15 protein-coding genes are annotated in these 19905 nt (G+C 60.3%); 10 read left to right on the plus strand and 5 right to left on the minus strand.

Going from position 1 to position 19905, the window contains the following annotated elements:
- Window positions 1–168 precede the first annotated feature (168 nt).
- The 5 genes from J2X66_RS12460 to tpx all read right to left on the minus strand — a co-directional run bounded on the left by J2X66_RS12460 (window position 169) and on the right by tpx (window position 9848).
- Window positions 169–1650 carry an efflux transporter outer membrane subunit gene (locus tag J2X66_RS12460; RefSeq protein WP_310264628.1) on the minus strand — a complete coding sequence of 494 codons (1482 nt, stop codon included), beginning with the start codon at window positions 1648–1650 and terminating at the stop codon, window positions 169–171.
- Complete coding sequence (locus tag J2X66_RS12465) at window positions 1647–4754, minus strand: efflux RND transporter permease subunit (RefSeq protein ID WP_310264630.1); 3108 nt, start codon at window positions 4752–4754, stop codon at window positions 1647–1649. Before J2X66_RS12465 ends, J2X66_RS12460 begins: the two co-directional genes overlap by 4 nt.
- The gene (locus J2X66_RS12470) at window positions 4751–7855 is read right to left on the minus strand and encodes an MdtB/MuxB family multidrug efflux RND transporter permease subunit (RefSeq protein ID WP_310264633.1); all 3105 of its coding nucleotides are present in this window, start codon (window positions 7853–7855) and stop codon (window positions 4751–4753) included. Before J2X66_RS12470 ends, J2X66_RS12465 begins: the two co-directional genes overlap by 4 nt.
- The gene (locus J2X66_RS12475) at window positions 7852–9168 is read right to left on the minus strand and encodes an MdtA/MuxA family multidrug efflux RND transporter periplasmic adaptor subunit (protein ID WP_310264635.1); all 1317 of its coding nucleotides are present in this window, start codon (window positions 9166–9168) and stop codon (window positions 7852–7854) included. The genes J2X66_RS12470 and J2X66_RS12475 overlap by 4 nt, the downstream gene beginning before the upstream one ends.
- A 179-nt stretch (window positions 9169–9347) precedes the next feature.
- Window positions 9348–9848: a thiol peroxidase gene (tpx, locus tag J2X66_RS12480; RefSeq protein WP_027923449.1), complete on the minus strand. Its 501-nt coding sequence runs from the start codon at window positions 9846–9848 to the stop codon at window positions 9348–9350.
- 234 nt (window positions 9849–10082) lie between these two features.
- Here tpx and J2X66_RS12485 point away from each other — a divergent pair, with 234 nt between their 5' ends.
- The 10 genes from J2X66_RS12485 to J2X66_RS12530 all read left to right on the plus strand — a co-directional run bounded on the left by J2X66_RS12485 (window position 10083) and on the right by J2X66_RS12530 (window position 19904).
- The gene (locus J2X66_RS12485; protein WP_310264638.1) at window positions 10083–10508 is read left to right on the plus strand and encodes a YciI family protein; all 426 of its coding nucleotides are present in this window, start codon (window positions 10083–10085) and stop codon (window positions 10506–10508) included.
- Between the two features lie 289 nt (window positions 10509–10797).
- Window positions 10798–11580 carry a hypothetical protein gene (locus tag J2X66_RS12490; RefSeq protein ID WP_310264640.1) on the plus strand — a complete coding sequence of 261 codons (783 nt, stop codon included), beginning with the start codon at window positions 10798–10800 and terminating at the stop codon, window positions 11578–11580.
- Window positions 11581–11589: 9 nt separating this feature from the next.
- Entirely contained in the window at window positions 11590–13041 is a 1452-nt protein-coding gene (locus J2X66_RS12495; RefSeq protein ID WP_310264642.1) for a DUF1254 domain-containing protein, read from the plus strand.
- A 27-nt stretch (window positions 13042–13068) separates the two neighbouring features.
- A complete protein-coding gene (locus J2X66_RS12500; RefSeq protein ID WP_310264643.1) occupies window positions 13069–14466 on the plus strand; it encodes a DUF1254 domain-containing protein in 1398 nt (465 codons plus the stop codon).
- Window positions 14467–14487: 21 nt separating this feature from the next.
- On the plus strand, window positions 14488–15441 hold the full coding sequence (locus tag J2X66_RS12505) for a transporter (RefSeq protein WP_310264646.1): 954 nt from the start codon (window positions 14488–14490) through the stop codon (window positions 15439–15441).
- A gap of 13 nt (window positions 15442–15454) precedes the next feature.
- Entirely contained in the window at window positions 15455–16498 is a 1044-nt protein-coding gene (locus J2X66_RS12510; protein ID WP_310264648.1) for a hypothetical protein, read from the plus strand.
- A 14-nt stretch (window positions 16499–16512) separates the two neighbouring features.
- Window positions 16513–17493, plus strand: coding sequence for a MoxR family ATPase (locus J2X66_RS12515; RefSeq protein WP_310264650.1), 981 nt, complete (start codon window positions 16513–16515; stop codon window positions 17491–17493).
- 8 nt (window positions 17494–17501) lie between these two features.
- Window positions 17502–18431 (plus strand): DUF58 domain-containing protein, encoded by a 930-nt coding sequence (locus tag J2X66_RS12520; protein ID WP_310264652.1) that lies wholly within the window; start codon window positions 17502–17504, stop codon window positions 18429–18431.
- Window positions 18428–18925, plus strand: coding sequence for a DUF4381 domain-containing protein (locus J2X66_RS12525; protein WP_310264655.1), 498 nt, complete (start codon window positions 18428–18430; stop codon window positions 18923–18925). Before J2X66_RS12520 ends, J2X66_RS12525 begins: the two co-directional genes overlap by 4 nt.
- Window positions 18912–19904 (plus strand): VWA domain-containing protein, encoded by a 993-nt coding sequence (locus J2X66_RS12530; protein WP_310264657.1) that lies wholly within the window; start codon window positions 18912–18914, stop codon window positions 19902–19904. Before J2X66_RS12525 ends, J2X66_RS12530 begins: the two co-directional genes overlap by 14 nt.
- The last annotated feature ends 1 nt before the right edge of the window (window position 19905 follow it).

Genomic DNA, 19905 nt, shown 5'->3' on the forward strand with positions numbered 1-19905 from the left:
AGAGCGTCCTTACTCGGGGGGCAAATGCGGGCGATTGTACTGATTGCGCAAAAGAACGCACTGACAAAATGAGCAATTGGCCATCAACCCGATGAAACGCTTGTTTGATGCCCTCCAACGCATATGTTCCCCGTAGCAGCTGACGAGCAGCGCGAGGCTGCTACGGAGTTATTTGTTTTCGCTGACCTGCAACGCCCCGTCCCAACCGCCGCCCAGCGCAGCGATCAATTGCACACTGGCAATCAACCGGCTCTGCAAAAGATCCAGCACGCTGCGTTCGTTGTTCAACGCCGTGGCTTGAACCACGACCACATCCAGATAAGCAATCAGACCGGCCTTGTACTGATTCTGGGTCAGTCGCAACGAGGTACGCGCGGCCTCCAGTGCTTCCTGACGCACGCCGGCTTCCTGCTCCAGCACCTTGAGCTGCACCAGGTAGTTTTCCACCTCGCGGAAGCCGTCGAGCACGGTCTGGCGGTACTTGGCCACCGTTTCGTCGTAGGCCGCTTCACTGCGATCGACTTCTGCCGAACGCTGGCCGCCATCAAACAAGGTCATTGCCAGTTGCGGCCCGACCGACCAGAAGCGGTTCGGCACACTGATCCAGTTGGAATAGGTGCTGCTGCTATACCCGCCGTTCAGACTCAAGGTGAAATCCGGGTAATACGCGGCCTTGGCAACGCCGATGTTGGCGTTGGCGGCCATCACCGAGCGCTCGGCGGAGGCAATGTCCGGACGGCGCTCCAGCAGTTGCGAAGGCAATCCTACCGGCACTTCGGGCAAGGTCGGGATGCTGGTGGTTTCTGCCAGGCTGAACTCGGCGGGAGGCAGCCCGATCAACACGGCAATGGCGTTCTCGAACTGGGCACGCTGCCAGATCAGGTCAACCATGTCGGCCTGGGTGCCTTTGAGCTGGGTTTGCGCCTGCGCCACCGCGTCCCGGCCGGAAACGCCAGCGCGGTATTGGTTTTCAGTCATGGTCAGCGAACGCTGATAGGCCTCCACCGTGGCTTCCAGCAAGCGTTTCTGTTCGTCGATCACCCGCAATTGCAGGTAGTTCTGCACCAGCTCGGACTGCTGGCTCAAGCGCATCGCGGCCAGGTCGGCAAAGCTTGCCTGGGCATTGGCGGTGTCGGCTTCAAGGCCTCGGCGCAGCTTGCCCCACACGTCTGCTTCCCAACTGACTCCAGCCTGGGCGGTATAGGTGTCACGAATACCGCTGGAGGAACTGGTCAGGCTCGAATTGCTGCTGCCGGTGCCTTGGCTTGAGCGGTTTTTGCCAACGGTCAAATCCACCGTCGGAAAAAACGCCCCGCGCGCACTGCGCACCAAAGCCTGGGCCTGACGGTATTGGGCCTCGGACTGGGCCACTGTCTGGTTGGAACGGTTGAGTTGCTCGATCAGGCCGTTGAGCTGCTGATCGCCATACAACTCCCACCAGGCACCGCGCGCCAGGGAGTCGCTCGGACTGGCCTGACGCCAGCCTGCCGCTTCCTTATATTGCACCGGCGCCGCCGCTGGCGGGCGCTGATAGTCCGGGCCGACAGCACAAGCGCTGAGCATCGCCACGCACAGCGCCAGACTCAGCAGACGCGAGCCTCGGACGGCGGCCAGCGGGACGGCCAGATTGATAAGCGAACGGTCAGTCATAGCGGAGTTTCCAGAGCAGCATCGGTACGGACCCCACGCCATTTATTGAAGCGATGGCGCAGTTTGTCGAGATAGAGGTAAACCACCGGGGTGGTGTAAAGGGTCAACACCTGGCTGAAGATCAGCCCGCCAATAATCGTCAAGCCCAGTGGCTGGCGCATTTCCGCCCCTTCGGCCCGGCTCAGCAGCAACGGCACAGCGCCGAGGATCGCCGCCAGGGTGGTCATCAGGATCGGACGCAAACGTTGCAGACACGCACTGCGAATCGACTCCAACGGTGCCAGGCCTTGATGGCGTTCAAGTTGCAGCGCGAGGTCGATCATCAGAATGGCGTTTTTCTTCACCACGCCGATCAGCAGAAACAGCCCCAGCAACGAGATCAGGCTGAACTCGCCACCCAGCGCATAGATCGACAGCAACGCGCCGACCCCGGCCGACGGCAAGGTCGACAGAATGGTCAGCGGATGGATGTAGCTTTCATACAGCACACCCAACACCAGATAAACCGCCAGCAGTGCGCCGAGAATCATCCAAGGCTGGCTCTTCTGGGTAGCGGCGAACGCATCGGCGGTACCGGCCATTTTCGCGATCACGTCTTCAGGCAAACCGACTTTGGCAATCGCCCGTTCGATGGCAGCGGCGCCCTGCTCGACCGTCACGCCTTCGGCCATGTCGAACGACAGGCTTTCGGAGGCAAACTGACCTTCGTGACTGACCCGATCGTCTTCCAGGCTGTTTTCGTAGTGAGCGATGGTGGACAAAGGAATCCGCGCACCATCGGCGGTGATTACCTGCACTTGCTTGAGCGTGACCGGATCCTGGGCGTATTTCGGGTCGACTTCCATCACCACCTGATACTGGTTGAGGCTGTCGTAAATCGTCGAAATCTGCCGCTGGCTGTAGGCGTTGTTCAGTACGGCCGTGACCATGTTCATGTCGACACCCAGGCGCTTGGCCTGATCGCGATCGACGATCAGCGTGACCTGCCGCGCACCGCGACCTTCCCGAGCGTCGATCGCCGTCAATTCCGGCAACGCCTTGAGCGCGGTGACGACTTTCGGGTACCACTCGCGCAACGCCCCCAGATCACCGCTTTGCAGGATGTAGGAGTACTGCGACGAGGTTTGTTCGCGGCCACCGCCAAATTGCAGGTCCTGGTCCGCCATCAACATCAGCTGTGCGCCGGGAACCTTGGGCATTTCCTTGCGCAGGCGCTCGATGACTTTCTGCGCGGAAATGCTGCGCTCTTTGATCGGCTTGAGGCGCACGATCATGACGGCATTGTTGGTGCCGTTCGTGCCCCCGATGAACCCCGCGACGCTTTCCACCGCGTCGTCCTTGAGTACGGCACGGCGGAAGGTTTCCATTTTCGGCTGCATAACGTTGAACGACAGGCCGTCGTCACCCCGCACGAAACCAATCAGCTGCCCGGTATCCTGCTGCGGTAAAAACGTTTTTGGAACAACCACATATAGCGCAATGTTCACGCCAATAGTTACGAACAGACTGAGCAAGGTCAGTCGGCGATGGCGCAATACCCAGTCGAGGCTGGTGGCGTATTTGCCGACCATCCATTCGTTGGCGCGTTGGCTCCAGCGCTGCAAACGGTTTTCCTGGCCTGGCGTGTGTGGCTTCAGCCAACGGGCACAGAGCATTGGCGTCAGGGTCAGCGAGACCACCAGCGACACCACGATGGACGCGGCCAGAGTGATGGAAAACTCGCGGAACAGGCTCTCGATGATCCCGCCCATGAACAGGATCGACAGGAACACCGCTACCAGCGAGACGTTCATCGACAGCAAGGTAAACCCGACTTCCTGAGCACCGAGGTACGCGGCCTTCATCGGCGGCACGCCTTCGTCGATGTGCCGGGAGATGTTCTCCAGCACCACGATGGCATCGTCGACCACCAGCCCGGTGGCGAGGATCAGCGCCATCAGGGACAGGTTGTTCAGCGAGAATCCGTAGAGGTACATCACCGCAAAGGTGCCGACCAGCGACACTGGCACCGCCAGCGTCGGGATCAGCGAGGCACGGAAGTTACCGAGGAACAGGAACACCACCAGAATCACCAGTGTCACCGCGATCAGCAGGGTCATTTCCGCTTCGTGCAGGGTCGCCTTGATCACCGGCGAACGGTCCATCGCCAGGTTCAGCTTGACGCTGGCCGGCAGCACCGCCTGCAACGCCGGCAGCTGCGCCTTGATTTCATTGACCGTCTCGATGATGTTGGCGCCCGCCTGGCGGTTGATCACCAGCAGCACCGCCGCGTCGTCGTTGAAGAAACCGCTGTTGTAGCGGTCCTCGACGCCGTCGCTGACCTTCGCCACATCCTTGAGGCGCAAGGCTGCACCGCCGTTGTAATGGATGATCAGCGACTCGTAATCCTTGGCTTTTTCCAGTTGATCGTTGGCCTGGACCTGCCACAACCGCTCGCCATCTTCGACCGAGCCCTTGGGCCGACGCACGTTGGCATTGGCAATGGTGTTGCGCACATCATCGAGGGCCACGCCGTACTGGTTGAGGGCTTGCGGTTCAAGCTCGATACGCACCGCCGGCAATGAACTGCCGCCGATCTGCACTTCGCCCACGCCCTGCACCTGCGACAGGCTCTGGGACAGGATGGTCGAGGCCAAATCGTAGAGCTGGCCCTTTTCCAGCACATCCGACGTCAGCGACAACACCATGATCGGCGCCTGGGACGGGTTGACCTTCTTGTAGGTCGGCATGCTGCGCATCCCGCTCGGCAACAGGTTGCGCGAGGCGTTGATCGCCGCTTGCACTTCCCGCGCCGCACCGTTGATGTCGCGGTCGAGGTCAAATTGCAGGATCACCCGGGTCGAGCCCTGGCTGGAGCGGCTGCTCATGGTGTTGACCCCGGCGATGGCGCCGAAGGAGCGCTCCAGCGGCGTGGCCACGGTCGAGGCCATGACCTCCGGGCTCGCGCCGGGCAGGCTGGCCTGCACCACGATCACCGGGAAATCCATCTGCGGCAACGGCGACACCGGCAACAGGCCGAAGCTCACGCCGCCCAGCAGCATGATCGCCAGGCTCAGCAACATCGTCGCGACCGGGCGCTTGATGAACGGTCCGGAGAGGTTCATGGCTGCTCTACCGCTTCCACGGTATCAGCCTTGTGGCCCCAGCGCCGACCGAGACGGTCGAAGTACAAATAGATGACAGGCGTGGTGAACAAGGTCAGTACCTGGCTGACCAGCAACCCACCGACCATCACCAAGCCCAGCGGTTGACGCAATTCCGCGCCGGAACCGGTGGCCAGCATCAGCGGCACCGCACCAAACAACGCCGCCAGCGTGGTCATCAGAATCGGCCGGAAGCGCAGCAACGCGGCTTGATAGATCGCGGTTTCCGGGTCCATGCCCTGATTCCGCTCTGCATCGAGGGCGAAGTCGATCATCATGATCGCGTTCTTTTTCACGATACCGATCAGCAAAATAATGCCGATGATCGCGATCATGCCCAGGTCATTGCCGCTCAGGATCAATGCCAGCAAGGCCCCGACCGCCGCAGACGGCAAGGTTGAGAGAATGGTGATCGGGTGGATATAGCTCTCGTACAGCACACCGAGCACGATGTACATGGTCACCACCGCCGCCAGAATCAGCAGCAAGGTGCTCGACAGCGACGCCTGGAACGCCTCGGCCGCGCCCTGGAACTGGGTCTGCACGCCAATCGGCATGCCGATGTCTTTCTGCACTTGATCAATGATCTCGACCGCATGCCCCAGCGCCACCCCCGGCGCCAGATTGAACGACATCATCACCGCCGGGAACTGGCCGATGTGGGTGATTGCCAGTTGCGCCTGGCGCTCTTCGATATGCGCCAGGCTGGACAGGCGAACCTGCCCGCCGTCCGTGGTTTTCACGTGAATCTGATTCAGCGCATCCGGACCGATCTTCTCACCGGACTGCGATTGCAGAACCACGCGGTACTGGCTGGCCTGGGTGTAGATCGTCGAAATCTGCCGTTGACCGAAAGCATCGTAGAGTGCATCGGTAATGTTCGACACCGAGACCCCGACCCGTGAAGCGGCATCGCGGTCAATCACCAGATAGACCTGCAGGCCCTTGTCCTGCAAATCGCTGGCAACATCGGTCAATTCTGGCCGATGGGACAACGCATCGACCAGACGGCCGCTCCACAGGGAGAGCAATTCCGAATCCGGGGACGACATGCTGAACTGGTATTGCGTGCGGCTGACACGGTCTTCGATGGTCAGGTCCTGCACCGGCTGCATGAACAGGCGGATGCCGACCAGCTTGTCCAGCTCCGGTTGCAGGCGGGCAATCACCTGGGTGGCACTCAGATCACGGTTGCCATGAGACTTGAGATTGATAAGCAGGCGCCCGCTGTTCAGCGTCGAGTTGTCACCGTCGACACCGATGTAGGACGACAGGCTTTCCACCGCTGGATCGGCGAGGACTACCTTTGCCAGTTCCTGTTGACGTTCGCTCATCGCCGCGAAGGAAATGGACTGCGGCGCCTCGGAAATGCCCTGGATCACCCCGGTGTCCTGCACCGGGAAGAAGCCCTTGGGCACCACCATGTAGAGGAACACGGTCAACGCCAGCGTGCCGATGGCCACCAGCAATGTCAGCGGCTGGTGCTTGAGCACCCACTGCAATTTGCGCCCGTAGGCCGCGATCATCCAGTCAATCGCCGCGCCGCTGGCCCGGTAGAAACGCCCCTGCTCTTCTTCCTTCGGTTCACGCTTAAGCAAACGCGCACACATCATCGGCGTCAGGGTCAGGGACACGACCAGCGAAATCAGGATCGCTACCGCCAGTGTGATCGCAAACTCGCGGAACAAGCGCCCTACCACGTCGGCCATGAACAGCAGCGGAATCAATACCGCGATCAGCGACAGGGTCAGGGAAATCAGGGTGAAGCCGATCTGCTTCGCGCCCTTGAGCGCGGCATTCAGGGGGCTGTCCCCTTCTTCTATAAACCTGGAAATGTTCTCCAGCATGACGATCGCATCGTCCACCACAAAACCGGTGGCAATGGTCAGGGCCATCAGGGTGAGGTTATTTACCGAAAACCCGGCGAGGTACATCACGCCGAACGTACCGATCAACGACAACGGCACGGCAATTGATGGAATGATCGTCGCACTGGCACGGCGCAGAAACAGGAAGGTCACCATCACCACCAAGGCAATGGCGATCAGCAACTCGTGCTGCACGTCTTTGACCGAGGCACGAATGGTCTGGGTGCGGTCGGTCAGTACCGTGACGTCGAGACCGGCCGGCAGGTTGTCAGTGATGCTCGGCAGTAACGCCTTGATCCGGTCGACCACCTCGATCACGTTGGCACCCGGCTGGCGCTGAATGTTCAGCAGTACAGCCTGGTTTTCATTGGCCCATGCCGCCAGGCGTTCGTTTTCCGCGCCGTCGACGATTTCTGCCACGTCCTTGAGCCGCAACGGCGCGCCGTTCGCATAAGCCAGGATCAGGTTGGCGTAGTCCTTGGGCGACGTCAGTTGATCGTTGGCATCGAGCATCGACACCCGGGTCGGGCCGTCGAAGTTGCCCTTGGGCTGGTTGACGTTGGAAGCGCCGATCAGCGTACGTACGTCCGACAGGTTCAGACCGTTGGCCGCGAGGGCCTCGGGGTTGACCTTGATCCGCACCGCCTGACGCTGGCCGCCAGCGATGCTGACCATGCCGACACCGCTGATCTGGGCGATTTTCTGCGCCATACGCGTGTCGACCAGGTCATTGAGCTTGGGCAACAACATGGTTTTGGACGTAATGGCCAGGGTCAGCACCGGGGTGTCCGCCGGGTTGACCTTGTTGTACACCGGCGGTGCCGGCAGGTCCTTGGGCAGCAAATTGGTCGCGGCGTTGATCGCGGCTTGCACCTGCTGTTCGGCAACATCCATGTTGATGTCGAGGCTGAACCGCAAGGTCAGCACCGAGGCGCCGCCCGAACTGGTCGACGCCATCTGGGTCAGGCCGGGCATTTGCCCGAACTGACGCTCCAGTGGCGCAGTGACTGCGCTGGTCATGACATCCGGGCTGGCGCCGGGATAAAGCGTCATCACGCGGATCGTCGGGTAATCGACCTGGGGCAATGCCGACACCGGCAGCAACCGATAGGCAATCAAACCGGCCAGTACAATAGCCAGCATGCTCAGGGTCGTGGCGACCGGACGAAGGATGAACAGCCGCGAGATGTTCATGCGCCGCCCTTTTTCGCCTTGTCGGCAGCGGCCGGCTCATTGGCGTCCGCCGCCGATTTGCCTTGCAGGTGACCGGTCGGGGTAGCAGGCACGTCCTCGGGGCTATTGACCACTTCGACTTCGCTGCCTTCCTTCAAGCGATCGGTGCCTTCCAGGACCACACGATCCCCCGGCGCCAGGCCTTCGGTGATCACCGTGTTCGTGCCATCGCTGGCGCCGACTTTCAACTGACGGATCGTGACTTTCTTGTCGCCGTCCAGCGCATAGGCGAAGGTGCCATTGGTACCGAACTGAATCGCCGCCGACGGTGCGAGCACCACCCCCTTGAGGGTGTCGGCCAGCAAGTGGACGTTGACGAACTGATTAGGGAACAGGGTCTGATCGCGGTTCTCGTAGCGCGCCTTGAATTTCAGGGTGCCTGTGGTGGTGTCGATCTGGTTGTCCAGGCTCTGCAAGACACCGGTGGCCTGCAGTTTGGTGTCGCTGCGGTCCCAGGCTTCGGCGGGCAGCTTGGCGCCGGTGCGATAGCGGGCCAATACCACGTCAAGGCTGTTTTCCGGCAGGGTGAAGGCGACGCTGATCGGTTGGGTCTGGGTGATGATCGCCAGCGCCGTGGTGTCGTTGGCGGCGACCAGGTTGCCAACATCAAGCTGACGCAAACCGACACGCCCGGTAATCGGCGCGCGGATCCTGGTGAATTCGAGATTGAGCTTGGCGTCGTTGACCGCCGCCTGATTGGTCTTGACGGTGCCCAGGTACTGACCGACCAAAGCTTCGGCAGTGTCCAGGGTCTGCTTGGCGATACTGTCTTCCTTGAACAGCCCGCGATATCGCTCGACATCGACCTGGGCGTTTTTCAGTTGCGCCTGGTTCTGCAGCAACGTGCCTTCGGCCTGGAGCAAGGCGTTCTGGTACGGACGGGGGTCAATTTCAGCGAGCAGATCGCCAGCCTTGACCATTTGCCCTTCCTCGAACGCCACCTTGGTCAACTCGCCGCCCACACGGCTGCGCACGTTGATGGTGTTCAGCGCAGTCACGGTGCCCAGCGCCTTGTAATACAGCGGGAAGTCACCCTTGACCGCAGGCGCCACGCGCACGGGCACCGGGCCAGTCGCCCCGCCGAACCCTGGACGCATCCCTCCGGACCTGCCGGTATGACCGGCCACGGCTTTCTGCCCTGCGCCCTCCTTTTGTGCAGCACCGGTGGGCCAGAATTTCCAGCACACGCCAGCAATGACCAACAGGACAAGCAGGCCGAACAGCCAGCGACGAGGACTACGGGAAGCGGAGGATTGCATTGAATAATCAACCATTGGGCGCGTGGGCTTCTTTTACATGAGGCTGAACGATAAGCACTGGCAGCTATTAAGCAAAGCGGCTTTACCGGCAATTTACCTTCGGCTTACGTAACAGGAGATTTGTCTAAGGCACTGAAGCACAAATGAAAACGGCCTGGACAGGGCCAGGCCGTTAACAATTGTAATGACGCCGCTTACTTCAGAACGGAAAGTGCTGCTTCGTAGTTCGGTTCTTCAGCGATTTCCTTGACCAACTCGCTGTGAAGCACGTTGTCGTTCTCATCCAGAACCACGACCGCACGGGCGGTCAGGCCTTTGAGCGGGCCGTCTGCGATGGCAACACCGTAGTTCTCGATGAACTCGGCACCGCGCAGGGTCGACAGGTTCTGTACGTTTTCCAGGCCTTCGGCGCCGCAGAAGCGGGCCTGGGCGAACGGCAGGTCAGCGGAGATGCACAGAACAACGGTATTGGCGACATCGTTGGCCTGGGCGTTGAACTTGCGAACCGAAGTCGCGCAGGTCGGGGTGTCGACGCTTGGGAAGATGTTCAGCACTTTGCGCTTGCCGGCGAAGCTCGCCAGGGTCACGTCGGACAGATTGCCGGCAACCAGGGAAAAGGCTGGTGCCTTGGAACCGGCTTGGGGCAGTTGGCCGTTGACTTGAACCGGGTTGCCTTTGAGAGTGACTTGAGCCATGAACGGAGTCCTTCTGAACGTTGTGGTAAAGAATCTCGGAAAGGCCAAAGTTAACCACGAAATGGGCTGGCGACCTATGGCCTGATACAAATCGTGAAGTGTTGTGGCCAACCTTCAATCAACACTTCGTTGCCACAGGTAGTGCGTTGCCTGAAATTTATCATTGACCTGTCGAATTGCACTGCCGCCATTCGACCATGTAGTGAATCCCCCACCTCCACCGGAGATAACACCATGCGATTCATGATCATCATCAAAGCCAGCCAGGATTCCGAAGCCGGCGTGATGCCCACCGAAGAACTGCTGACCGCCATGGGCAACTACAACGAAGAACTGGTCAAGGCCGGCATCATGATCGAAGGCGAAGGCCTGCACCCCAGCAGCAAAGGCGCACGGGTGCGCTTTTCGGGTGGCAAACGCACCGTCATCGACGGCCCGTTCGCCGAAACCAAAGAGCTGATTGCCGGCTACTGGATCTGGCAGGTGAAGTCGAAACAAGAGGCTATCGACTGGGTCAAGCGGTGCCCGAACCCGATGCCTGGCACCGACGCAGAGATCGAGATTCGTCAGGTATTCGAGGCCGAGGATTTTGGTGCCGAGTTCACCCCGGAATTGCGCGAGCAGGAAGAACGGATTCGCGCAGAGGCGAAAAAACGCTGAGCATCACTCAATGCAGGAGTGAGCCTGCTCCCACGGGGTTACCGTCTCGACTGCCGAACAGGTTTTGCACGTAACCCCATGATTTTTATTAACTTTTTAGTACACCGAAATAACGAGAATTTGCACACATCTTGAAAGAATTAACTTCCTCGATTGGCCAAGTCGTGGTTAGCTGGTAGCTTCAGAGCTTTCCTACAAGCTTGATCGGAAAGAGATTACGCAACATCGGCCGGAAAGTGCCGAGTCGCCTATTGAGCCACCAGGGATCCGGGGAATCATGTTAGTCAATATGGAAAAGAACGCTTTGTTGGTGATGGCGGCATGGTTTGCGCCTGTCGTTTGTGCATTCGCCGATAACGCCGACGTGGCCAACAAAAGTAACAACCCGCTGAGTCTGGCCCCTGGCGCCAACCTTCAGGATTATTACACCCCCAAGCTCTACGACACCGACGCCCACACCAACGATGTCTTGCTGCGCGGCACCTTGCCGATGGCGTCGAACGACTTTATCGGTGTGCCGCAACTGTTACGCGCCACCCTTCCCATCAGCACTCGCCCCGACCCGCACAGCGGCTACAGCACCGGTATCGGCGACCTGAACCTGTTCGACATTTTCATTCTCAAGACCGACGGCGTGCAGCTGGGCATCGGCCCGCAAATCACTGCGCCTACCGCGGAACAGGACGAATTGGGCACCGGCAAGTGGCAGGCAGGCTTTGCGGCCGTGGCCATCGACTCCTCCCCTCGTGGCCTGCTGGGCGCATTGGTGCAGTACCAGAGTTCATTCGCCGGCGACCATGACCGCGCCCATGTCGAAACCGCAACGCTGCAGCCCTTCCTCATGCACAACCTGGAAAAGGGCTGGTACCTGCGTTCCACCGGTACCTGGACATTCGATCTGAAAAACACCACCCATTACATCCCACTCGGTTTGGGTGGCGGCAAAGTGTGGAAATCCGGGACTAATATTCTTAACGCCTTCATCGAGCCGCAGTGGACGGTTGAACGCAAAGGCGATGGCTTGCCTCAGTTCACATTGTTCGCCGGGATTAACGTCACGTTCGGTAAATAAGGAGAATTTATGCACAGTGCAATTCGCGCGGCCGGTTTCAGCCTGATGACCATGTTCGTCAGTTGTGGCGTTGGCGCCCAGGATTTTGATACGCGGATCGGCAAAATCGCGATGGAGGGCGAATTGCCAGCACATCAATCGATCGCCCAGCTCTATGCCGAGCTGGATTTCCAGCAGGCCACCCAAACTTACCTTTGGGCGCTGCCGTTGGTGTCCTACGCCCAATGGCAGGAAGAGTTCCGCGACAAACTCGGTGCCCGCAGTGGCGACCTGATGGTGCTCAACAGCTACGAAGACAAACTGGGCGTCATCACCGCCAACGCCACCACCCCTTACATCCTCGGCTTTGTCGACCTGAATGAAACCGGCCCGCTGGTGATCGAACTGCCGGCCGGCCCAACCGCAGGTGGCGTCGGTGATTTCTGGCAACGGGCGATCATCGACATGGGCCAGACCGGGCCGGACAAAGGCAAGGGCGGCAAGTACCTGGTCCTGCCACCGGGTGCCGAGCCACCGGCCGACGCGGGCAAGTACTACCTGGCCAAATCGGAAACGATGAACGTGCTGGTCGGCTTCCGGGTTCTTGATCCGGATCCGGCCAAAGGCAAGGCGCTGGTCGAACACTTCAAGATGTACCCGTACGCCCAGCGCAACGAACCGAGTAAAACCAAACTGCTCAGCCCTGGGGGCAAAGCCTGGTCCGGCACCCAACCGCGCGGGATGGCGTACTGGGAGCGCTTGCACCAGATCATCCAGAAAGAACCAGTCAACGAACGTGACCGTTTCTACATGGCCATGCTCGCCAGCCTCGGCATCGAGAAAGACAAGCCCTTCAACCCTGACGACAACCAGCGCAAGGCTCTGGAACAAGGCGCCCAGGTCGGCGAATTGATCGCCAAAGCCAACACCTTCGCCAAGCGTTTCCCCGGTGCGCAGTTCTGGCCGGATCGTCAGTGGGATACCGTGCTGAATATCGCCGAACCGTCGCAGCGAGTGGCCTATTACGACCAGTTGTGGGAGCGCAGCGCCTGGTTCTACGAAGCAGTCACCAACACCAAGGGCATGGTCTCCAAGACCCCGGGCCTCGGTCAGACCTATCTGGGCGCCTACACCGACAGCAAGGGCAACTGGCTCGACGGCAGTAAGAATTATCGCCTGCACGTCGGCGCCAATCCGCCGGCCAAGCAGTTCTGGTCGATGACGGTGTACGACACCGACAGCCGCTGCCTGATCGATAACCCGCAGCGCAAGGCCGACCTGTCGTCCCGTCAGGACCTGAAAAAGAATGAAGATGGTTCCGTGGATTTGTACTTCGGTCCGACCGCGCCCAAAGGCTTCGAGAACAACTGGGTGCAAACCGTACCGGGCAAACACTGGTTCAGCTATTTCCGTCTGTACGCGCCGACCGAAGCTTACTTCGATAAAAGCTGGAAGCTCGACGACATCACGGCTGTGGAATGACGCCCAAAAGGTCAATAAGGACGCTTTATGAATAACCGTTTTTTGCTCACCGCACTCGCACTCTCCCTGAGCACCAGCGCCTGGGCCGACTTCACCGCCACACCTGAAGAAGCCCGGGGCATCGCCAAGGAAGCCTATCTGTACGGCTTCCCGGTGGTGGAGATGTACAAGACCCTCTACACCCAGGCCATCGACAGGAAGAGCCCGAACTTCAAGGCGCCGCTGAACCAGATCGGCAACACTGCCAAAGCGTTCACCGCCAAGGACACCGCGTTCGTTACGCCCAACGCCGACACGCCCTACTCTTTCGTGTGGATGGACCTGCGTACCGAGCCGATCGTGCTGACCCTGCCGCCCATCGAAGAGCATCGTTATTACTCGGTGCAGTTGATTGATGCGTATACGCAGAACTTTGCGTACCTGGGCACTCGCAGCACGGGCAACAACGGTGGCCATTTCATGATCGCCGGCCCGAACTGGCAAGGTCAGCAACCGGTGGAAATGGACCGTTTGCTGCGCAGTGAAAGCAACATCGCCTACGCGCTGTATCGCACGCAGTTGTTCGATGAAAAGGACCTGGCCAAGGTCAAGCAGATCCAGAAAGGCTACAAGGTCGAAACCCTGAGCCACTACGTCAAACAGAAGGCACCGCCGGCAGCGCCGAAGATCGACTGGCCAAAACCGCTGCCGACCATGAGCGACACCCCGGACCTGTTCCGCTACCTGAACTTTATGCTGTCGTTCGCCCCGGCGCAGGACGCGGAAAAAGACCTGCTCGCGCGTTTTGCCAAGATCGGCATCGAAGCCGGCAAGCCGTTCAAGCTGCATGACCTCAGCGTTGAACAGCGCCAGGCACTGGAAGACGGCATCAGCGACGCCAAGGCCGAGTTCGCCCAGTTCAAGAAGGACAAGGTCGACACTCACCAGATCACCAGCGGCGACGTCTTCGGCACCCGTGATCACCTTAACGGCAACTACCTGTACCGCTACGCCGGTGCCAACATGGGGATTTTCGGCAATTCTGCCGAAGAAGCGAATTACATCGGCTACTTCGTCGACAAGGACGGTCAGCCGGTCGACGCCTCAAAACACGATTACACCCTGCATTTCGACAAGGGCGCCCTGCCCCCGGCCGATGCGTTCTGGTCGCTGACGATGTACGACGGCAAGAACAAACTGCTGGTGGCCAACCCGTTGAATCGCTACCTGATCAACTCGCGGATGCTGCCTGACCTGAAGCTCGACGCCGATGGTGGCCTGACCCTGTACGTGCAGAACAAGGCCCCGGCCAAAGAATTCCAGAACAACTGGCTGCCAGCACCGAAAGGCCCGTTCTACGGGGTCTTGCGGTTGTACCTGCCAAAACCGGAAGTCACCAGCGGCCAGTGGCAGATGCCATTGTTGACGCCGGTCAATTCACAATAAGAACAGTAAGCGGAGTCAGTCATGGTCAGGCCTTTTGTAGTACGTCCTTTATTGGCGCTGTGTGTCATCGGGGCAAGCCCGTTGACGCTGGCGGCCGAGGGCGGTGTCGGGCGGCCGATTACCGGGCAACAGGTATTTTCCAACGCGGGTATCGTGCCGCCGGAAGCCGGCTGGGTAACGTCCATCACCAGCATTTGGTACGACGGCACCCTCAAGGGCAGCAAGGGAGTGCCGATTGTCGGCGAGATCGGCGCGGGTCTGGACATGAAAGTCTCCTACACCATGGCCAACTTCACGCACATTTGGGACACCGGCAAAGGCAGCTGGAACTATGCCTCAGCCATAGGCGTGCCGGTGCAGTACACCGACGTCAACATTTCCATCACGGGTCCACGAGGCCGGACACTGGGTAGCGAAGACACCGGCACACAGTTTGCCGACATGCTGATCACGCCGATTGCCGCCGGTTATCACATCGACGAGGTCAACCACTTCTCGTTGTCCTTACCGATCTACGTCCCTACCGGCGCCTATAACGATAATCGCTTGGCCAACCCCGGCCAAAATACCTACACCTTCATGCCAACCGTAGCGTTCACGCACCTTGACGGTAAAGGGGGCGAATTCACCCTGTCGAGCGGGCTGGAGTTCTACACCGAGAACCACGCCACGGATTACCGTAACGGCAATATTTTCTCCCTCGATGCGATGTGGACGCATGGCTTCGGCAATGGCTGGAACGCTGGCCTTGTGGCCGGTTACGTGCAGCAATTCACCGACGACAAAGGGGATACCGCCGACGCACTCGGTGGTTTTCGCGGTCGTTCGGTGGGTGCAGGCCCGACCGTTGGCTGGGCCGGCAAGTTCAACGATGCCCAGGCCAGCGTCAGCGCCCGTTGGGTGCCAGAGTTCGATACCAAGAACCGGCCTGAAGGCAACGGCGTCAGCGTCAACCTGACATTGGCATTTTTCTAGGGAGTGACCAGGGATGGCCACCGGTTCCAGACTCACTTTATGCACCATGCTATTCAGCGGCTTCGCCTGCGCCAGCAGCGACTTGCCCGCTATCGGCAGCACACCCGCGCGACCCGTTGCCAAAGGTGATCCCGAGACCTGCCAGCGACTGCAACAGGACTTCGAAATTGACCTGAAAAAGGTCGTGGCGGCCGGATGCGATCCCTCCACCGAGCAGATCGCCAAGCTGATGGACAACCCGGTGGGCAACCTGGTGCTGCTGTTTAATCAGGTCGACTACACCGCGCTCAAAGGTCCGAACAGCAATGGCACGCGGATGCTGGCCAAATACAGCTTCATGCCGACCTTCCCGATCTCCATCGGCGAAGACTGGAACCTGATCAACCGCTTGCCCATCAGCTACGTCAGCGCCCCGGTCAACCGCAAGGCCGGCAACCTGATCGGCATGGGGCCCACCGATATCTTGAGCGACCGAGCCGATTTCGCCTCAGTGGTACACGATCCGTTTGACCGTACCAGCGGCTTCGGTGACATCGCTTACGTCGGCGTGTTTTCGCCCAAGGAACCGGTGCGCATGGCGGGCGGCGGCAAGATGGTCTGGGGCTTCGGCCCAACCGCGATGTTCCCGACCGCCGAAGAAGACGTGCTCGGCACCGGCAAATATTCCCTGGGCCCGGCATTTGTCGCGGCGTACCTGGGCGAAGACTGGACCCTCGCACTGTTCCCGCAGCACTGGTGGTCGGTCGGCGGCGACAGCAATCGCAAAGACGTTAGCCTGACCAACGTTCAGTATTTCATCCAGCGCGCCATCCCCGGCCCCGAGCAATGGCGGATCGGCATGACGCCCAACGTCACCGTCAACTGGAAGGCCGAAGGCGGCAACAAGGTCACCTTCCCGATCGGCCTCGGCGCCGGGCGAATCTTCAATTTCGGCAAGATGCCGGTGCGGATTTCCGGAGAGATTCAATACTCGGCGATTCACCCGGACGACCTGATCAGCAGCCGCTGGAATTTCCGGTTGTCGTTCATTCCCGTCATTCCAACGTTCATGTTTTGAATCAAGGATCCGCCATGACTGCACTCAATGACCTAAACGCCCTGCAAGCCAGCATCGCCGAAAGCGTGCTGGGGCAGGATCAGGTGATCCGTCAGATTCTGCTGGGGCTGCTGGCCAACGGGCATTTGCTGCTGGAAAGCTTGCCGGGATTGGCCAAGACTCGCACGGTCAAGGCGCTGGCCAAGCACCTGGACGCGAAAATGAGCCGCATCCAGTTCACCCCGGACCTGCTGCCGTCGGACATCACCGGCGCCGAAGTCTTGCACCAGGTCGACGGCAAGAACGAGATCCAGTTCCAGCCCGGTCCGTTGTTCGGCAACCTGATCCTGGCGGACGAAATCAACCGTGCCCCGGCCAAGGTCCAGGCGGCGTTGCTGGAAGCCATGGAAGAGCGGCAAATTACCGTGGCCGGCAACAGCCATGTGTTGCCGGAGCTGTTTATCGTGGTCGCCACGCAGAACCCGATTGAACAGGAAGGCACCTATCCCCTGCCCGAAGCGCAGATGGACCGGTTCCTGATGAAAGTCCTGCTCGACTACCCGAGTGCGGAAAACGAGAGCCAGGTGCTGCGCCTGCTGCGTGAGGAGGAGTTTGCACTGGGTGCCAAAACGGCGCCGGTCCAGGGCTTCTCACTGTCGCAAGAGGTGATCTTCGCCGCGCGCCGTGAAGTCAGTGCGGTTCACGTATCCCCGGCCATCGACCGCTACCTGATCGACCTGATCAACGCCACCCGTCATCCCGCCGATTACGACGCTGATCTGGGGCGCTGGATCGCCATTGGCGCCAGCCCGCGCGGAGGCATCGGCCTGGACCGCTGCGCCCGCGCCGATGCCTGGTTGCAGGGGCAGGATTTCGTTTCGCCGGATAACGTGCGCGCCGTGGTCCATCCGGTGCTGCGTCATCGTTTGCAACTGAGTTACGACGCGGTGGCTGATGGCGTGACGGCGGATCAGGTGCTTGATCGTTTGCTCGACATGGTTGCGATTCCGGCCTGAGGTAGAACATGAACAGCACCGACGGTCTGGTCTATGTCTCTCTCGCGCACTTGATGGCGCTGGAGTTCAAGGCCCGTGACTTGAGTTTTCTGGCGCGGCAGCCCCAAGGCAGCATCCTCGCCGGCAACCATGCTTCGCGTCTGCGCGGCCGTGGGTTGAATTTCGATGAACTGCGCCGCTACCAGCCGGGGGACGACCTGCGCCACCTCGACTGGCGCGCCTCGCTGCGCACCGGCAAACCGGTGGTGCGCACCTTTACCGAAGAGCGTGATCGCCCGGCGCTGATTCTGGTGGACCAGCGCATGTCGATGTTCTTCGGTTCGCAACGCAGTTTCAAATCGGCCATTGCCGCCGAACTGGGCGCACTGGCGGCATGGATGACGTTCAACGCTGGTGATCGGGTCGGCGGTCTGGTTTTTAACGATCAGCGCATCGACAGCATCGCCCCGTTGCGCAGCCGCAAACGGATCGAAGCGTTTTGCAGCCGTATTGCCGAGCAGAACCAGAAACTGAACGCCGCCAACCCTGACGCCGAAGGCGAAGACCAACTGGACAAGGTGTTGCAGCATTGCCTGGCAGTGGCCGGGCACGATCATTTGATTTGCATCATCAGTGATTTTGCCGGCGCCGGTGAGCGCACGCTGCAACTGATGCGCCAATTGGCGGCGCACAACGATGTGATTGCCATGCAAGTCTATGACCCCTTGGCGCTGAACCTGCCGAAGAACGGACGCTTGCTGATCACTCAAGGGCAGTTACAGGTGGAATTGGCGGTCGAGCAGCGCAGCGTGCATCAGCCGCTGGGGGATTTCCTCAGTGGGCGGCTCAAGGATGTCGCGACGTTGCTGCGGCGCAGCCAGGTGCCATTGATGATGTTCAGCACGGCGACTGATGCGCAGGAACAGTTGCGGGTTGAACTGGGCCGAGGTCGGCGATGAATCCGAATATTCCGAGCGTCGACCAACTGAAGGAAATTGCCCTGCCGGCGCCGGTCAGCTATGCGCCGCAGACGTGGGGTTGGTGGGCGTTGCTTGGTGTGCTGGTGGTGGCAGTTCTGCTGGTCGGTGCACGGCGGTATTGGCAGTGGCAGCGGGACCGGTATCGGCGCGAAGCGCTGGTGCGCCTCGCTGGATTGCAGACCAGCGACGATCAGCTCAAAGCATTACGCGAACTCCCCGAACTGCTAAAACGGGTGGCCCTCTCCATGCCCTCCCCTTGGAATGCAAAACCTGTGGGAGCGCTTGGGGGCGAGGACTGGCAGGCATTTTTGGTGCTGCACAGTGCACAGCCACTACCCGCCGACTTCAGCCAGCAACTGGCGCAGTTGGCCTATGCCCCCGACTCAACCCTGCTCGCAATGCCAAGCGACCAACGCGAGCACCTGTTTAACACCTGCAAACGCTGGGTGGAGTGTCATCATGTGGCAGCTTGATTACCCGTGGCTGCTGATTCTGCTGCCGTTGCCGTGGTTCGGCTACCGCTTCCTGCCTGATTACCGTGAGGCCCGCAGCGCCGTGCGTGTGCCGTTTTTCGGCGCCATGAGCCGCGCGGTCGGTCAGGCGCCGAGTCAGGCCGGCACGCGCAATAATCGCTGGCAGCTCGCCTTGAACCTGTTGGTCTGGACGCTGGTGCTGCTGGCTGCCGCGCGTCCGGTGTTCGTCGAACAGCCCATCGAACGTCAGCAACCGGTGCGCGACCTGATGCTCGCAATCGACATCTCCCAGTCGATGGAAACCACCGATTTCACCGACGCCAACGGCCAAAAAATCAATCGCCTGGCGGCCGTCAAGGAAGTGGTGCAGGGCTTCATCGACAAGCGTAAAGACGATCGCCTGGGGCTGATCGTGTTCGGCAGTGGCGCCTATCCGCAAGCACCGTTGACCCTGGACCACGCCAGCCTCTCGCTGTTGCTGGACGACACAGGTATCGGCATGGCCGGCCCCAACACCGCCATCGGCGATGCGATTGGCCTGAGTCTGAAACTGCTCGACCAGGCCCACGAGCAAGAGAAAGTGATGATCCTGCTCACCGACGGCAACGACACCAGCAGCGCCATTACCCCGGACCACGCCGCAGAAATGGCCGCCGCCAAGGGCGTAGTGATTCACACCATTGGCATTGGCGACCCGACTGCCGAAGGCGAAGCCAAGGTCAACCTGCAAGGCTTGCTACAGATCGCCAAGGCCACCGGTGGCCAGTTCTTCCGCGCCGAAGACCGCACCGGACTGGATCAGGTCTACAGCACCCTCGACAAGCTGACCCCGCACCAGGTGAAAACCCTCAGCCATCAGCCGAAAAAGGACCTGTTCTGGTGGCCCCTCGGCGCCGCCATCGGGTTGCTGGCGTTGTATCACCTGGGCGCCCTGCTCCGCCCGCACCTGACACTCGCGCGTCAACGGCAGGAGGCTTGAA

It is taken from the genome of Pseudomonas sp. 3296, from assembly GCF_031456615.1.
Classification (GTDB): domain Bacteria; phylum Pseudomonadota; class Gammaproteobacteria; order Pseudomonadales; family Pseudomonadaceae; genus Aquipseudomonas; species Aquipseudomonas mucoides.

Excerpts from the sequence above, each read along its gene's own strand:
- J2X66_RS12460 (WP_310264628.1), bottom strand. The coding sequence starts at position 1,650 with ATGACTGACCGTTCGCTTATCAATCTGGCCGTCCCGCTGGCCGCCGTC.
- J2X66_RS12465 (WP_310264630.1), bottom strand. The coding sequence starts at position 4,754 with ATGAACCTCTCCGGACCGTTCATCAAGCGCCCGGTCGCGACGATGTTG.
- J2X66_RS12470 (WP_310264633.1), bottom strand. The coding sequence starts at position 7,855 with ATGAACATCTCGCGGCTGTTCATCCTTCGTCCGGTCGCCACGACCCTG.
- J2X66_RS12475 (WP_310264635.1), bottom strand. The coding sequence starts at position 9,168 with ATGGTTGATTATTCAATGCAATCCTCCGCTTCCCGTAGTCCTCGTCGC.
- tpx (WP_027923449.1), bottom strand. The coding sequence starts at position 9,848 with ATGGCTCAAGTCACTCTCAAAGGCAACCCGGTTCAAGTCAACGGCCAA.
- J2X66_RS12485 (WP_310264638.1), top strand. The coding sequence starts at position 10,083 with ATGCGATTCATGATCATCATCAAAGCCAGCCAGGATTCCGAAGCCGGC.
- J2X66_RS12490 (WP_310264640.1), top strand. The coding sequence starts at position 10,798 with ATGGAAAAGAACGCTTTGTTGGTGATGGCGGCATGGTTTGCGCCTGTC.
- J2X66_RS12495 (WP_310264642.1), top strand. The coding sequence starts at position 11,590 with ATGCACAGTGCAATTCGCGCGGCCGGTTTCAGCCTGATGACCATGTTC.
- J2X66_RS12500 (WP_310264643.1), top strand. The coding sequence starts at position 13,069 with ATGAATAACCGTTTTTTGCTCACCGCACTCGCACTCTCCCTGAGCACC.
- J2X66_RS12505 (WP_310264646.1), top strand. The coding sequence starts at position 14,488 with ATGGTCAGGCCTTTTGTAGTACGTCCTTTATTGGCGCTGTGTGTCATC.
- J2X66_RS12510 (WP_310264648.1), top strand. The coding sequence starts at position 15,455 with ATGGCCACCGGTTCCAGACTCACTTTATGCACCATGCTATTCAGCGGC.
- J2X66_RS12515 (WP_310264650.1), top strand. The coding sequence starts at position 16,513 with ATGACTGCACTCAATGACCTAAACGCCCTGCAAGCCAGCATCGCCGAA.
- J2X66_RS12520 (WP_310264652.1), top strand. The coding sequence starts at position 17,502 with ATGAACAGCACCGACGGTCTGGTCTATGTCTCTCTCGCGCACTTGATG.
- J2X66_RS12525 (WP_310264655.1), top strand. The coding sequence starts at position 18,428 with ATGAATCCGAATATTCCGAGCGTCGACCAACTGAAGGAAATTGCCCTG.
- J2X66_RS12530 (WP_310264657.1), top strand. The coding sequence starts at position 18,912 with ATGTGGCAGCTTGATTACCCGTGGCTGCTGATTCTGCTGCCGTTGCCG.